General features: G+C 63.9%; 11 protein-coding genes. 4 read left to right on the forward strand and 7 right to left on the reverse strand.

The window, feature by feature from the left end:
• Positions 1-1,347 carry an HlyD family type I secretion periplasmic adaptor subunit gene (locus LQ954_RS02650; RefSeq protein WP_231021838.1) on the forward strand — a complete coding sequence of 449 codons (1,347 nt, stop codon included), beginning with the start codon at positions 1-3 and terminating at the stop codon, positions 1,345-1,347.
• A 20-nt stretch (positions 1,348-1,367) separates the two neighbouring features.
• Here LQ954_RS02650 and LQ954_RS02655 read toward each other — a convergent pair whose 3' ends face one another.
• The 7 genes from LQ954_RS02655 to LQ954_RS02685 all read right to left on the reverse strand — a co-directional run bounded on the left by LQ954_RS02655 (position 1,368) and on the right by LQ954_RS02685 (position 10,194).
• On the reverse strand, positions 1,368-2,555 hold the full coding sequence (locus tag LQ954_RS02655) for an aspartyl protease family protein (protein ID WP_231021840.1): 1,188 nt from the start codon (positions 2,553-2,555) through the stop codon (positions 1,368-1,370).
• 134 nt (positions 2,556-2,689) lie between these two features.
• Positions 2,690-3,544, reverse strand: coding sequence for an AAA family ATPase (locus LQ954_RS02660; RefSeq protein WP_227770975.1), 855 nt, complete (start codon positions 3,542-3,544; stop codon positions 2,690-2,692).
• A gap of 84 nt (positions 3,545-3,628) precedes the next feature.
• Complete coding sequence (locus LQ954_RS16300) at positions 3,629-4,234, reverse strand: DUF6975 family protein (RefSeq protein ID WP_443026597.1); 606 nt, start codon at positions 4,232-4,234, stop codon at positions 3,629-3,631.
• Between the two features lie 110 nt (positions 4,235-4,344).
• Complete coding sequence (locus LQ954_RS02670; protein WP_227770973.1) at positions 4,345-5,232, reverse strand: PAS domain-containing protein; 888 nt, start codon at positions 5,230-5,232, stop codon at positions 4,345-4,347.
• A 533-nt stretch (positions 5,233-5,765) separates the two neighbouring features.
• Positions 5,766-7,787, reverse strand: a complete 2,022-nt coding sequence (gene rpoD, locus LQ954_RS02675) for an RNA polymerase sigma factor RpoD (RefSeq protein ID WP_227770972.1) — start codon at positions 7,785-7,787, stop codon at positions 5,766-5,768.
• Entirely contained in the window at positions 7,787-9,679 is a 1,893-nt protein-coding gene (dnaG, locus tag LQ954_RS02680) for a DNA primase (RefSeq protein WP_231021844.1), read from the reverse strand. Before dnaG ends, rpoD begins: the two co-directional genes overlap by 1 nt.
• A gap of 62 nt (positions 9,680-9,741) precedes the next feature.
• Positions 9,742-10,194, reverse strand: a complete 453-nt coding sequence (locus tag LQ954_RS02685; protein ID WP_231021846.1) for a GatB/YqeY domain-containing protein — start codon at positions 10,192-10,194, stop codon at positions 9,742-9,744.
• Between the two features lie 97 nt (positions 10,195-10,291).
• On the opposite strand from LQ954_RS02685, the gene carA reads away from it, so the two are divergent.
• Genes carA through carB form a run of 3 tightly spaced genes read left to right on the forward strand, consistent with a single transcriptional unit; the run spans position 10,292 to position 15,112 of the window.
• The gene (gene carA / locus LQ954_RS02690) at positions 10,292-11,470 is read left to right on the forward strand and encodes a glutamine-hydrolyzing carbamoyl-phosphate synthase small subunit (protein WP_231021848.1); all 1,179 of its coding nucleotides are present in this window, start codon (positions 10,292-10,294) and stop codon (positions 11,468-11,470) included.
• Positions 11,467-11,766, forward strand: a complete 300-nt coding sequence (locus LQ954_RS02695) for a hypothetical protein (protein ID WP_231021850.1) — start codon at positions 11,467-11,469, stop codon at positions 11,764-11,766. The genes carA and LQ954_RS02695 overlap by 4 nt, the downstream gene beginning before the upstream one ends.
• Before the next feature lie 16 nt (positions 11,767-11,782).
• Positions 11,783-15,112, forward strand: coding sequence for a carbamoyl-phosphate synthase large subunit (gene carB / locus LQ954_RS02700; protein ID WP_227770967.1), 3,330 nt, complete (start codon positions 11,783-11,785; stop codon positions 15,110-15,112).
• Positions 15,113-15,133: the final 21 nt, after the last annotated feature.

Below are 15,133 nucleotides of genomic sequence, written 5' to 3' on the forward strand. Positions count from 1 at the left end.
GTGTCGCAGGAACTCGTGCTGGATCTCGGCCAAGCGCCGCTGTTCGAGGCTCGCCAGGGACATGATCCGCAACAAGCGCTGGATCGCACCCTGCGCCACGCCGTGATGCTGGTGTCGACGCTGGCCGTGGTGATCGTGCTCATGGCATCCGTGATCAAGGTCACGGGCGCGGTGATCGGCAGCGGGCGGCTGTCGGTTGAGTCCAGCGTGAAGCGGGTGGCGCATCCAACCGGCGGGGTAATCGCGGAGCTCTTCGTGCGTGAAGGCGATCGGGTGCGAAAGGGGCAGCCGATCATGCGCTTCGACAATCGGGTGAGCGGCGACAGTGCTGCCACCTTGGGCCAGTCACTTGAGCAACTCCTTGCGGCGCAGGCGCGGCTGGCGGCAGAGCGGGATGGGGACGCGGTGATCCGCTACCCGCAGGCTCTTACGTCGAGCACCGCTGCCTCAGCGCGCCTAGCGATGGCTGAGGCGGATCGCTTGTTTGCCGAGCGGCGGTCGCTCCGGGCGACCGAGCAGGACGCCATACGCGAGCGCATCTTCCAGGCTCAGCAGGACGTGGCCGCAACCGGTGCGCAACTTCAGGGCGCCGAGAACCAACGCTCGTTCCTGACCCCTGAACTTGAGGCATTGCGGGGGTTATACGCGCGCCAGCTCGTCACCGCCGCGCGTGTAAATCAACTGGAGCGAACGGCAGCCGAGCTGAACGGGACGATCGCTTCTCTCCACGCACGCATCGCCGAGAAGCGGGCGCGCATCGCGGAACTCCGCCAATCGAGCCTTGAGGCAGAGCGCAACGCGCGGGTGCAAGCCGGGCAGGAACTGGCCGCGGTGACTGCGCAACTCGGCGATCAGCGCGTGCGATCCATTGCCGCAAGCGATGCATCCGAGCGCTCGTTAGTGCGCGCGCCCTACGATGGAATAATCGACAATCTGGCCTACCAGACCATCGGCGGCGTCGTACCAGCGGCACAGACGATCATGGAAATCGTGCCCGATTCCGAGCCCTTAATCGTCAACGTCGCGGTGAGCCCCGCAGACATCGACCAGCTTCATCAAGGGCAAAGAGCGACAATCCGCTTCTCTGCCTTCAGCGCGCAAACGACGCCCGAGCTTGAGGGCAGGGTCTTCTACATTGGCGCCGATCGTAAAAGTGACGAACGCTCCGGAGCGCCGTTCTACGATTTGCGTCTCAAAGTCTCGGAAGCCGAGGCTCGCAAGCTGGGCGGCCTTAAGCTCAAGGTCGGCATGCCGGTAGAGGCTTATATGCAGACGCAACGCCGCTCGCTGTTAAGCTATATCGTGAAGCCGCTGACGGATCAGTTCAATCGCGCCTTCCGGCAATGAAGAGTTGCGCCCGATGAAGGTCAATAGAAGTGCTGAAGCACGAGCTGGCGCTCCACCCCATTGCACAAACGCAGGCGTACAAGGCGCCCCGGTTTGTCAGCGGACCAGGTTGCGAGAGGGCTGGCCGCATAGTCCCTCGAAATCGGCTGCCCGTCGACTGCGCAGATCGTCTCACCGGCGACCCAGCCTGCGCGCTCGGCCGGCCCTCCGCGCATGACGTGGAGGACCCGAAGACGATCACGATCGATGCCGACCAGTAAGCCGCTGGTAGAACGTAGTGGCGGCTGATCAGCGGTGGCGCCCGGCGCGAGGATCATGCGTCGCGCGGTGGGGTCCAGCAGCACCCGGTAGTTCTGGAGGAAGCCCGAACCGATCCTGCCCGCGGACTGGATCGTCTCCGAAAAACCGCCGGCTGGTTCTACTCGTACCTCCACGTTGCGCGCGGTCAGCTCGCCCATTCGCAGTGCTGGCACGATACCGATCGTGCTCGTCACGGTGCCCGCCAGGCCGAACGAGACGGTGGTGGTTGTCCGAACCCCATTGATCTTCGCCGCAGCCCAGCCGTCGGCGGTGACAGTGATGGAGGAGCCGTCCCCGGTATCCACGATCATCGGCCGCAGACGCGCTGCACCGAGGTTAACCTCGCTCACATATACTAAGCGATCCCGCGAGACGGAAAGCGGCGAGGTGAAGCCGCGAAACGGCATCCGGCCGCTCGGCAGCAGGCGGAAGCGGCTGGCGGCGAAGTCGATGTCGAGAGCAAAGCGTTCGGTAAGATCGCGGCCTACGAGCAGATCCACCGGCTCTGCGCTGCCCGTGGCAAGAGCGGGGAGGGTGGCGACGGCCAATCCGCCGCCATGTCGTATGAGGCTGCCGAAGCTTACCTTGCGAGTGGCCGTCCAGCCGATCGGCACCATGCCGCCGATTGCGGTGGCGCTGCCCCCTGATGACACCTTGAGCGCCGCTTGCTCGGCAAACCGTCGGGAAAGCACCGAATAGCTGACACCCGTGTCGAGAATGGCAGTGGCGGGGCGCCCGTCAATTTCCAGCGAGAACCGCAGCTGATTGCCAGGCGTCAACTCGAACGGAACCCAGCGGTTCTCGGCATCGGACGCCAACACCGATGTACCCCGCGGCTGCAGCGCGGGCGAAGCAGCGGCCGGTGGTGCCGCGACGATTGCGGCTGCGATGATCAGAAACAGGGACACAGGCTTGCTTAGCGGCGCAACCGGCCGCCACCATAGGGAATTCAGGGCAGGCCACAAACGTCTGCGCTGTGGCCCGCCCAACGGTGCGGCCGATGATCGCGCGAGCGAACGCCGCGCGTCATCGACGCGGGCGATTAGCCCTTGTTGGCCTGACGCTTAGCCATGAACGCTAGCCGTTCGAACAGCATGACGTCCTGCTCGTTCTTCAGCAATGCGCCGTGGAGCGGCGGGATAGCCTTCGTTGGATCGCGGTTCTGCAACACTTCCAGCGGCATGTCCTCGTGTAGCAGCAGCTTCAACCAATCCAGCAACTCGCTGGTCGACGGCTTCTTCTTCAGCCCTGGTACGTCGCGGACTTCATAGAAGATATCCATGGCCTTGCTCACCAGCATGCGCTGAATGCCGGGGAAATGGACATCGACGATTGCCTGCATCGTCTCGCGATCGGGGAACTTGATGTAGTGGAAGAAGCAACGACGGAGGAACGCGTCAGGCAGTTCTTTTTCGTTGTTGGACGTGATCACCACGATTGGCCGCTCGGTCGCGCGGACGGTTTCTCTCGTCTCATAGACGTGGAACTCCATGCGATCGAGTTCCTGCAACAAGTCATTCGGGAACTCGATATCTGCCTTGTCGATCTCGTCGATCAGCAGAACCGGGAGCTGCGGCGCCGTGAACGCCTCCCACAGCTTGCCCTTGCGGATGTAGTTGGAGATGTCGTGAACGCGCTCGTCGCCAAGCTGACCGTCGCGAAGACGCGCGACCGCGTCATATTCGTAGAGGCCCTGCTGTGCCTTGGTCGTGGACTTGACGTTCCATTCGATGAGCGGGGCGCCCGTCGCCTTGGCGATTTCGTAAGCGAGTACGGTTTTGCCCGTTCCGGGCTCACCCTTCACGAGCAGCGGCCGCCGCAGCATGACAGCGGCATTTACGGCGACCTTAAGATCATCAGTCGCGACATAGCTCTGCGTGCCTTCGAAACGCTTCATGCCCTCATCCCGTCTCGTTCGAATATCGGGTTTGGGATGAGCGAAAACGCCGGCAGGTGCAAGCGGCTTGCCGCCGGACCGCAATCAAAGCGCGGCGCGCGCCTCCGCCCGCGCGACGAGCAATTGCCACAGGCCGTGGTGTTGAAATGCAAGCTGCTGCGCACCAAACGCCAGCGCGCGGCCGTGCGACGCAACGGCCGCAACCGAGTCTGCTTCGGCGATGATAGCGGCGCGACTGGGCAGGGTGTGCGGGAGCAGGGCGACACCTGAGCGTCCGGCCGCAGCGGCCAGCACGCGGCGGATGGCATGCCATTCGAGGAGCAAGGCCAGGGCGGCGCCGAACGAACAGCCGGTGCGGCTCGATTGCGCCAACGTGCAGAGGGCATGGCGCTGCGCATTGATAGCCGCTTCCGATTGCGCGTGCCGCGGCGTGGAAGGGAGGGGCCCTACGGCGGCCGTCAGCGTGACAAGCATAGCGCGCTCTTGATCAAATGCCGCCGCGACCTTCCTCAGCCAAGGTCCGGCGGAACCAGCACCTTCAGAGTGTGACGCCAGCTCGATGATGCTGGGCGCCGGACCGTGGAGCTGACACAAGGCATGGACAGCATCGGCCAAGTCCAGCGCGGCGGCACCAGGCGCGCATAGCGCAGCAACGCTCGGGCAGGAGAGCGTTCCCTCCTGATCAACCATGTCACTGATGGAACAGCGTCTGCTCGCGATTCCCGCACTCGAAACCAAGTCTTGTCACCCTTCCCCGCCACGCCGGGGAGAGTTTCTGCCGCATTAAGGTAAACAGCTCGTTAAGATTCGGCCGCGTTGATAATGACGGTGACACCCACGACGTGACCAGCGCTGAGTAGCGGGGCAAGGCCGATCGCTACCCGGCGCAGTGCGGCGCCGCCGACGAGCAGGGAAGCCTCCAGCGATTGCGGGCTCCGCTGGTCGATTGCCGCTTCAAAAGCATCTCCCAGCTTGCTGCGATCACCAACAGCCACCAGCGACACGATGCGGGCCGCGGTCAGGGCTTCTACCGTCGCTCCCGTCAGCACTGTTACACGGTGCGAGGCATAATCGATACGCCCGCGTAGATTGACGATCGCCGCCGCGCCGCCGGCCGCCTCCACCGCACGGAAGATCGACTCGTGCCTGTCCCGCCAATGCTGAAGTTCCTCCAGCGCCGTTGCGTCCTGAACCTGCAGAACGCAGCCGCTCGGCCCGCTGTTAATGGAAAAGGCGAGCAGCCGATCGGGAAAGCGGGGTGAGCGACACTCAATGGTTTCCGGAAGGCCGGAGCCAGTGACGCGCAGCACGGCAGCGTGCAGCGCTTCGTCACCAACCGCGCACAACCCGGCAAGCGGCGCGCCATTGTCCACCATCTCGCCGAAATAGCCCCGGGCCCCTCGACTGGCGCCAACCACATTATTGTCCTGGCCGAGCAGGATGATCATGTCGCCGACCGCCTCGAGCAGCGTCTTGAGATGGCTGCCATTCACCGGACGCGCCGTGTGGGGGGCGCACAAAGCATCCATGACGTCCAGCGAGGTCAGCACCAAGCGAGGGCGACCGCGATGCAGGATATATACCGGCGCGCGGGTCGCCCGATCCTGCCAGATACCGAAGTGCCGGACGAGATCGGAGGCAGTTACCTGCTGTTCGACCCCGGCGGGGTTGGAAGCGTGCTTGGCCATTCGCGCAAACTGTGGCCATGCCGCATCGGCGGCAAGTAGATCATGCCGAATTGGCAAGAGCTGGGCACGTATTTCGCGAATATCAGCCAATCTGGCTCAGAAAATGCCTTGGTTCGGACGAATCCAGTCGTGAAGGTTCTGCATGTTTCACGATGATGCGTCGGAACGGACGTGCAGAAAAATCGTAAGCCGTTGTCGCCACATTGGTACGGGGAGCGGATCCTTACCCGCTCTCCTTGCCAGTGAACACGTCGGCCCACCCAAGTCCCCCGCCGGTCCGCCGTGTTCATCGCCAACAGAAGCGCCCTTGTAGCGGTTCTGCTTCGTTCCGGTGGTCGATGGTCCCTTCGGCTGGAACGTTTCGGCAAGTGGCGCGGCGACGATCTCCCACCCATGTCGCCGCGCCACAGGTGGCCTTATTGCCGGTGGATCACGGCCGCGATCGCTGATCTGGCGTAAACGCCCGTCACAGCAAAGAAAGGGGCGGGAAGATCACTCTTTCCGCCCCCCTTTATATCATTTCAGCCGTCGCCTTACTGGTCGAGGAAGCTGCGCATCTTCCGGCTGCGGCTCGGGTGCTTCAGCTTGCGGAGCGCCTTCGCCTCGATCTGACGGATGCGTTCACGCGTAACCGAGAACTGCTGACCGACTTCCTCCAGCGTGTGATCGGTGTTCATGCCGATGCCGAAGCGCATGCGAAGCACGCGCTCCTCACGCGGTGTCAGGCTGGCGAGGACGCGGGTAACCGTTTCCTTGAGGTTCGCCTGGATTGCCGCATCGACCGGGATGACGGCGTTCTTGTCCTCGATGAAATCGCCGAGGTGGCTGTCTTCCTCGTCGCCGATCGGCGTTTCGAGGCTGATCGGCTCCTTGGCGATCTTCATCACCTTGCGAACCTTCTCCAGCGGCATGGAGAGGCGCTCGGCCATCTCCTCCGGGGTCGGCTCGCGGCCCTGCTCGTGCAGGAACTGGCGGCTGGTGCGGACCAGCTTGTTGATCGTCTCGATCATGTGGACCGGGATACGGATCGTGCGCGCCTGGTCCGCGATCGAGCGGGTGATCGCCTGCCGGATCCACCACGTGGCGTAGGTGGAGAACTTGTAACCGCGGCGATACTCGAACTTGTCCACCGCCTTCATCAGGCCGATGTTGCCCTCCTGGATGAGATCCAGGAACTGCAGGCCGCGGTTCGTGTACTTCTTGGCGATCGAGATCACGAGGCGCAGGTTCGCCTCGACCATCTCCTTCTTGGCGATACGCGCCTCGCGCTCGCCCTTCTGCACCATGTTCACGATGCGGCGGAATTCGCCCAGGGCCATGCCGGTCTGCTGCGAAATCTCGGCGATTTCGCTGCGGATGCGCTCAACGGCAGCCGCCTCGTTGGTCGCGAAGGCGGTCCACTTCTTGTCGAGGCCGTTCACCGTCGCCAGGAACGTATCGTCGAGTTCATGGCCCATGTAGCGATCGAGGAAGTCCTTGCGGCTTACCTTGTGCCGCTCCGCCAGCCGCAGCATCTGACCGCCCAGCGCGGTAAGGCGCCGGTTGTAGCTGTACAGCTGGTCGACGAGATATTCGATCTTGGCGTTGTGGAACTGGACGCTCTCGACCTCGGCGGTCAGCTCCTCGCGTAGCTTCTGGTACTTGCGCTCGTCCGCCGCGGTCAGCTCGGTCCCGCCGCCCATGGCGTCGAGCCGGCCCTGCTGCATCTTCGAGAATTTCTTGTAGATCGACGTGATGTTGGCGAACTTCTCAAGCGCCATCGGCTTGAGCGTCTCCTCCATCTGCGCGAGGCTGAGGGTGTTATCCTCCTCCTCGTCATCTGACGGGCGCGGGGCGCGGCGCTCGGTCATGTCATCGTCGTCGTCCGACGATGCTTCCTCCGGCTCGTCCTCTTCCTTGAAGCTCGCGCCCGCGGTCTTCTCGCTGATCTCGCCGTTGTCGTCCTCGGCACCCTCGACCTGCTCAGCCGACGGACCCTTCGAGAGCATCGCATCGAGATCGAGGATCTCGCGCAGCTGCATCGTGCCGTCGTTGAGCTGGGTGGACCAGTCAATGATCGCGTTGAAGGTGATCGGTGATTCGCACAGGCCCATGATCATCGTGTCACGGCCGGCTTCGATGCGCTTGGCGATCGCGATTTCGCCCTCGCGGCTGAGCAACTCCACGGCGCCCATCTCGCGAAGGTACATGCGCACCGGATCATCGGTGCGGTCGACCGTTTCCTTCTTCTTCTCGAGGACGGGCGCGTTGTCCTGTTCGCCGTCGACCGATTCGACTTCGTCCTCGGCCTGCTCCTGCTCTTCGCCGTCCTCGCCCTGTTCCTCGTTCTCGACGATGTTGACGCCCATTTCGTTGAGCGCGGACATGATGTCCTCGAGCTGATCGCTCGACATCTGATCCTGGGGCAGGGCGGCATTAAGCTGGTCGTACGTGATGTACCCGCGCTTCTTCGCGCGGGCGATCAGCTTCTTGACGTCCGCATCGTTGAGGTCGATCAGCGGGGCATCGGCCACTTCTGCGCCTTCATCTGCACCGCTACCGTTCACCTTCGCCATCAATCGTCCTCGGAATCAAAAGCGCGGGCGTCTTCGTTCGACTGAACGAGATTTGCAAGCCGAAGCTCCAGCGCCTGTTTCTCTCTCACCAACGCCACCTGCCGTTCAAACGCTTCATCGGTGAAGCGCGCCTGCATGGCGGACGTTGCATCAGCCAGTGCCGCATCCACTTCGGGCCGCGCGACAAGGATGGCGATCGCTTCGTCAAGGTCTTCCCTGGCGCGCGCTTCGTCCCCCGTCGGTTGAGTGAAGGAATAGGGCATCGTATCTGCTCTCAGCAGGTCGCGAGCGACCGCCTCGAAACCACTATGCGCCAATATGGTGACAAGGCGCGCGCTATCAAGCTCCCGATCTTCCAACGCGACATCGACAACGGCCTCGAACAATCGGCCGAGCGCGCCATCGGCCATCCGCAGCGATCCCAGCACCTCCATATGGCGGGCGATTTCGGCGGGGTGGCGGATCAATCCGGCGAGCACTGCCTTTGCAAGAACGCGATCGATACCGGCCGCGCTGAACGCCTTCGCATCTTCCGTCACCGGGGCGGGAGGGGGCGTCCATTTCTGTCCCGGACGCCGCGGGGTGAACGGCTGCCGCGGCTCAAAGGCGCGGTTTCGATCGAACGGACGGCGCTGGGAGCCGAACTGATCGTCATAGCGGCGGCGAAACTCCGCCTGATATTCCGATCGCACCACCGGATCGCCGATCGTCTTGGCAAGCTCCCCCATGCGTGCGCGAAAACCCGCTCGCTGCTCCGGCGTGCTTAGTGGTTCGGCCGCAATCTCGTGCGTCCAGAGCCGATCGACCAGCGGCGTCGCGTCGCGGACCAGCGCTTCGAACGCCCCGACGCCCTTGGCACGGATCAGGTCGTCCGGATCCTGTCCGTCCGGCAGAGTCACGAACTGGAGGCTGCGGCCGGGCGCAAGCAGAGGCATGGCGCGATGCGCGGCACGGATCGCGGCCTTCTGCCCCGCGCTGTCGCCATCGAGGCAGAGCGTCGGTACGTCGCTGATTCGCCAGAGCCGTTCCAGCTGGTGCTCGGTGAGTGCGGTGCCGAGTGGCGCAACAACTTCTCCGATCCCGGCCTGTGCCAATGCGATCGCGTCCATATAGCCTTCGACGACGAACACGCGGTCCGCCTTGCGCGCAGCGGGCAAGGCACGATCGAGATTGTAGAGCGTGCGGCCCTTGTCGAAGAGCGGTGTGTCCGGCGAGTTCAGATACTTCGGCTCGCCCTCGCCGATGATCCGCCCGCCAAAAGCGATCACGCGGCCACGAGCGTCCCGGATTGGGATCATCAGTCGACCGCGAAAGCGATCATAGGGCTCCTTGCCCTCTACGCTGATTAGCAACCCAGCCTCGATCAGCATCGCGTCGCCAAATTGCTTCAACGCAGCACGCAGCTTGCCACGGGCGTCGGGAGCAAAGCCGAACCCGAACGCGCGTCTGATCGAGTCGGAAATCCCGCGCTTGTCCAGCAGCGCGCGCGCCGGTGCCCCTTCGATGCCGTCGAGCTGCTGGCGGAACCATTCCGCGGCGGCAGCCATCACGTCGTGAAGCGATTGCGCCTTTTCCGCGCGCTCGGCAGCGCGCTTGTCCGGAGCCGGCATCTCCATGCCGGCGGCCTGCGCGAGCTCCTTTACCGCATCGATGAAGGGTAGCCCACGCTGATCGGTCATCCAGCGAATCGCATCGCCATGCGCCGAGCAGCCGAAGCAGTGGTAAAAGCCCTTGTCGTCGTTGACGTAGAAGCTCGGCGTCTTCTCGTTGTGGAAGGGGCAGCAGCCCTTATACTCGCGACCTGCCTTGGTAAGCTTGGTGGTTTTGCCGATCAGGGCCGACAACGACGTGCGCGCGCGCAATTCGTCGAGGAAGGCAGGGGTCAGCGACATGGATCTGCAGATGTGGACATGCGCTTCCCATGTCCCTCCCGCAAGCGGGAGGGACGTTCTGATTACGCGAGGGCCGCCTTAACCAGCCCGCTCGCCTTGGACATGTCGAGCACGCTGCCATGGCGCGCCTTTAGCTCCGCCATCACGCGGCCCATGTCCTTCATGCCGGCGGCGCCGATATCGGCCTTGATCGCCTCGATCGCAGCGGTGGTCTCCGCCTCGTCCATCTGCTTCGGCAGAAAGCGGTCGATGACAGCAACCTCGGCCTCCTCGGCCTTGGCCAACTCCTCGCGGCCGCCGCTACGGAACATCTGGATCGATTCGGTCCGCTGCTTCTTCATCTTCTGCAGCACCTCAACAACCAGCGCGTCATCGTCGGGCGCGTTTGACTGGGTGCGTGCTTCGATGTCGCGATTCTTGATCGCAGCCTGGATCAGGCCGATCGCGGCGCGGGTTTCCTTGTCGCCTGCCTTCATGGCGGCGATCTGGGCTTGCTTGATATCGTCTCGAATCATGATGCCGCGAGCCCATATCAGATTGACGCGGCGGAGGGGCGAGTTTAGCGCGCCCCACTTAACGTACATCGCCGCTTACCCAGGAGTGCCCGCCACCATGGCAGACGCAATACCCTCGCACGCGCCCCAGCCCGATGGGGCAACGGGTGTCCTCGTTCTCGCAACGGGCGACGTGCTATGGGGGCGTGGCTTCGGCGCGGAAGGGCAGGCGGTCGGCGAGGTGTGCTTCCACACCGCGATGACTGGCTATCAGGAGATCATGACGGATCCGTCCTTTGCCGGCCAGATCATCACCTTCACCTTCCCGCACATCGGCAACGTCGGCGCGAACCCCGATGACGTGGAGGCCGACGAACCGCACGCCCTCGGGATGATCGTGCGCGAGGATCCCACTGGGCCGTCGAACTTCCGCGCGGCCGAGAATCTCGAAGGCTGGATGAAACGCCATGCGCGTATTGGCCTGGCGGGGATCGACACCCGCGCACTCACCCGGCGCATTCGGGCCGGAGGTGCGCCGAATGGTGTCGTCGCCCATGCCGCTGACGGCCGATTTGACCTCGATCTGTTGCTGAAGATGGCGCGCGAATGGCCGGGCCTTGAGGGCATGGACCTTGCAAAGGAAGTGACGCGCGAGACGCACGGCACTTGGGGCGAGGATCGCAACGGTGGCATCTGGCGCATCGGCTTCGGCTATAATGGCGTCGAGGGCGAGGGGCGCCCGCACGTTGTGGCGATCGATTACGGCAGCAAACACAACATCTTCCGCAACTTGGTGCAGGCCGGGGCGAAGGTATCCGTCGTGCCGGCAGAGACCGATTACGACACGATCATGGCGCTGAACCCCGACGGCATCTTCCTGTCGAACGGCCCCGGTGACCCCGCCGCGACCGGCGAATATGCCGTCCCGGTGATCCGCCAGCTGCTCGACACCGGTAAGCCGCTGTTCGGCATCTGCCTCGGCCACCAGCTGCTCGGCCTGGCGGTGGGCGCGCGCACGACCAAGATGTTCCAGGGGCACCGCGGGGCGAACCATCCGGTGAAGCGCCTTGCCGATGGCGCCGTCGAGATCACCAGCATGAACCACGGGTTCGCGGTCGAACGCGAAAGCCTGCCGGCGAACGCGCGCGAGACGCACGTGTCGCTGTTCGATGGCAGCAATGCGGGTCTGGAGCTGACCGACAAGCCCGCGTTCAGTGTGCAATATCACCCCGAGGCCAGCCCGGGGCCGCAGGACAGCTTCTACCTGTTCGAGCGGTTCGTGGGATCGCTGCGTTGATCACCACTGGCCGGCTTGCTGCTCCGGTGCTGATCTTCTCCGTGGCTGCCTGTTCGCAGGCTGCTCCGGCGAACCAGCACCAGTTGCAGGCGCGGCTTTCCTCGATCCCGACCAAGTGCCGGGTGGAGAAAGCGCGGCTTAAGGCGACGTCGGCCGCGGATGTGACGATGGAATTGCCGGGTGACATGCCGAGCGCGGAGGCCGAACAGGCCGCCGCCTGCATCGCCGCCGAAGTGAAGAAGATTTCGGGAGCCAGCCTCACGCCGATCGGCGCGACGGCTGGCGCCGCCGAGTAGGACCAAGAGAGACATAATGCCCAAGCGCACCGACATCTCCTCCATCCTCGTCATTGGCGCCGGACCGATCGTGATCGGTCAGGCGTGCGAGTTCGATTATTCGGGCACGCAGGCGATCAAGGCGCTCAAGGAAGAGGGCTATCGCATCGTCCTGGTCAATTCGAACCCGGCGACGATCATGACCGATCCCGAGCTGGCGGACGCCACCTATGTCGAGCCGATCACGCCGGAGATCGTCGCGAAGATCATCGAGAAGGAGCGGCCCGACGCCGTCCTGCCGACGATGGGCGGGCAGACCGCGCTAAATACTGCGCTGGCGCTGTTCCGCGACGGCACGCTGGAGAAGTACGGCGTGACGATGATCGGCGCCGACGCGGAAGCGATCGACAAGGCCGAGGACCGCCAGAAATTCCGCGACGCGATGGACAAGATCGGGCTGGAAAGCGCTCGCTCGGCCGTCGCGCATACCGAGGCGGAGGCGCTGGAGGCCCTGGAGAAGACCGGGCTTCCCGCGATCATCCGGCCGAGTTTCACTTTGGGCGGCACCGGCGGCGGCGTCGCGTACAATCGCGAGGAGTTCCTCGAGATCGTCCGCAAGGGGCTCGATGCCTCGCCGACCACCGAGGTGCTGATCGAGGAATCGCTGCTCGGCTGGAAGGAATATGAGATGGAGGTGGTCCGCGACCGTGCGGACAATTGCATCATCATCTGCTCGATCGAGAATATCGATCCGATGGGCGTCCACACCGGCGATTCCATCACCGTCGCGCCGGCGCTGACGCTGACCGACAAGGAATATCAGATCATGCGCAACGCCAGCATCGCGGTGCTGCGCGAAATCGGTGTGGAAACAGGCGGTTCGAACGTTCAGTTCGCGGTTAATCCGAAGGACGGCCGCCTGATCGTGATCGAGATGAACCCGCGCGTGTCGCGCTCCTCGGCGCTCGCCTCCAAGGCCACCGGCTTCCCGATCGCCAAGGTCGCGGCGAAGCTGGCGGTCGGCTACACGCTGGACGAGATCGAGAACGACATCACCGGCGCTACCCCGGCTTCGTTCGAGCCGACGATCGACTATGTCGTCACCAAGATCCCGCGCTTCGCCTTCGAGAAGTTCAAGGGCGCCGAAGCCGTGCTGTCGACCGCGATGAAGAGCGTCGGCGAAGTCATGGCGATCGGGCGCAATATCCACGAATCGATGCAGAAGGCGCTGCGTGGCCTGGAGACCGGGCTCAGCGGCTTCGATCGCGTCGAGCGACTCGTCGGCGCGCCGCGCGCCGAGATCGAGGCGGCGCTTGCCGTAGCCTCGCCCGATCGCCTGCTGGTCGCCGCCCAGGCGCTGCGCGAGGGTTTTACCGTCGCCGAAGTGCACGCGATCGCCAAATACGATCCCTGGTTCCTGGAGCGGATCGAGGAGATCGTTCGCGCTGAGGAAGAAGTGTGCCGCAACGGCCTGCCGATCGACGCGGCCGGCATGCGCCGCCTGAAGGCGATGGGATTCAGCGACAAGCGGCTTGCCTGGCTCGCGCTCCAGTCGGCGAACCTTCGCGGCATGCGTCGTGGCATCGCGCAAGGGTCGGGCCTGATCCATGAGGCGGTGAAGGCGATGACCGGCGGCGTCACCGAGCAGGAGGTGCGCGAACATCGCCACAAGCTTGGCGTGCGCCCGGTGTTCAAGCGGATCGACACTTGCGCGGCCGAGTTCGACGCCAAGACGCCCTACATGTATTCGACCTATGAGGCGCCCAGCTTCGGCGAGCCCGAGAATGAGGCAATGCCGTCCGATCGCCGCAAGATCGTGATCCTGGGCGGTGGACCGAACCGGATCGGGCAGGGGATCGAGTTCGATTACTGCTGCTGTCACGCCTGTTTCGCGCTGGCGGATGCCGGGTTCGAAACGATCATGGTCAACTGCAACCCGGAGACGGTTTCCACCGACTATGACACCTCGGATCGCCTGTATTTCGAGCCGCTGACCGCGGAGGACGTGCTCGAGATCCTGCATGTCGAGCAGTCGAAGGGCGAGCTCGTCGGCGTCATCGTCCAGTTCGGCGGACAGACCCCGCTGAATCTCGCGCGGGCGATCGAGGCGGCAGGCATCCCGATCCTCGGTACCTCGCCGTCGGCCATCGATCTGGCGGAGGATCGCGAGCAGTTCGCCGCGCTGGTGGACAAGCTGCGGCTGCTCCAGCCCAACAACGGCATCGCGCGCAGCCGCGAAGAGGCGCTGAACGTCGCCGAGCGGGTCGGCTATCCGGTGCTGATGCGTCCGAGCTTCGTCCTCGGCGGCCGTGCAATGGAGATCGTCGACGGGCCGCAGCAGCTGGAGGATTACATCCAGACCGCGGTCCAGGTGTCGGGCGATGCCCCGGTGCTGATCGACCAGTATCTGCGCGACGCGATCGAGGTTGACGTGGATGCGATCTGCGACGGCGACGATGTCGTAGTTGCCGGCGTGCTGCAGCATATCGAGGAAGCCGGCGTCCATTCGGGCGATAGCGCCTGCTCGATCCCGCCTTATTCGCTGCCGGTGGAAATCATCGCCGAGATCGAGCGACAGGCGGAAGCGCTGGCGCATGGCCTTGGCGTGCGCGGCCTGATGAACATCCAGTTCGCGGTGAAGGACGGTAAGGTCTATCTGATCGAGGTGAATCCCCGTGCCAGCCGCACGGTGCCGTTCGTCGCCAAGGCGATCGGTGCCCCGATCGCCAAGATCGCGGCGCGCGTGATGGCGGGTGAGAAGCTGAAGGACCTGCCGCCGATCAATCGCAACATCGATTATGTTGCGGTGAAGGAAGCCGTGTTCCCCTTCAACCGCTTCCCGGGGATCGATCCGGTCCTGTCGCCGGAAATGAAGTCTACCGGCGAAGTGATGGGAATTGATCGGGACTTCACCACTGCTTTCGCGAAGTCACAGCTGGCCGCGGGTAACGTGCTGCCGAGCAGTGGCAAGGTGTTCGTCAGCGTGAAGGACAATGACAAGGCGGCCATTACGCCCGCAATCCGCGAGCTCGTGGACGCTGGCTTCACCATCGTCGCCACCGGCGGCACCGCCGATCACCTGCAGCGCGCGGGGCTGCCGGTCGAAGTGGTGAACAAGGTGGCGCAGGGGCGGCCGCACATTGTCGACCGGATCAAGGACGGCGACATTGCGCTGATCTTCAACACCACGGAAGGCTGGCAGAGCCTGAAGGACTCGCAGCCGATCCGAGCATCGGCGGTAAACCAAAAGATCCCGTATTTCACGACGGCGCAGGCCAGCTTGCAGGCGGCTAAGGCGATCGGGTCCGCCACGCGGAACCTTGAAGTACGTCCGCTTCAATCCTATTATTCGCAGCCGCACAATTGACCCCTGACAACTTACGATGAC

The sequence above is a fragment of the Sphingomonas sp. IC-11 genome (assembly GCF_021043365.1).
In the GTDB taxonomy this organism is placed as follows: Bacteria; Pseudomonadota; Alphaproteobacteria; order Sphingomonadales; family Sphingomonadaceae; genus Sphingomonas.

Bases quoted from the DNA above. Each gene is read 5' to 3' on its own strand.
- carA (WP_231021848.1), top strand. From the start codon at position 10,292: ATGGCAGACGCAATACCCTCGCACGCGCCCCAGCCCGATGGGGCAACG.
- LQ954_RS02670 (WP_227770973.1), bottom strand. From the start codon at position 5,232: ATGGCCAAGCACGCTTCCAACCCCGCCGGGGTCGAACAGCAGGTAACT.
- LQ954_RS02685 (WP_231021846.1), bottom strand. From the start codon at position 10,194: ATGATTCGAGACGATATCAAGCAAGCCCAGATCGCCGCCATGAAGGCA.
- rpoD (WP_227770972.1), bottom strand. From the start codon at position 7,787: ATGGCGAAGGTGAACGGTAGCGGTGCAGATGAAGGCGCAGAAGTGGCC.
- carB (WP_227770967.1), top strand. From the start codon at position 11,783: ATGCCCAAGCGCACCGACATCTCCTCCATCCTCGTCATTGGCGCCGGA.
- LQ954_RS16300 (WP_443026597.1), bottom strand. From the start codon at position 4,234: ATGGTTGATCAGGAGGGAACGCTCTCCTGCCCGAGCGTTGCTGCGCTA.
- dnaG (WP_231021844.1), bottom strand. From the start codon at position 9,679: ATGTCGCTGACCCCTGCCTTCCTCGACGAATTGCGCGCGCGCACGTCG.
- LQ954_RS02660 (WP_227770975.1), bottom strand. From the start codon at position 3,544: ATGAAGCGTTTCGAAGGCACGCAGAGCTATGTCGCGACTGATGATCTT.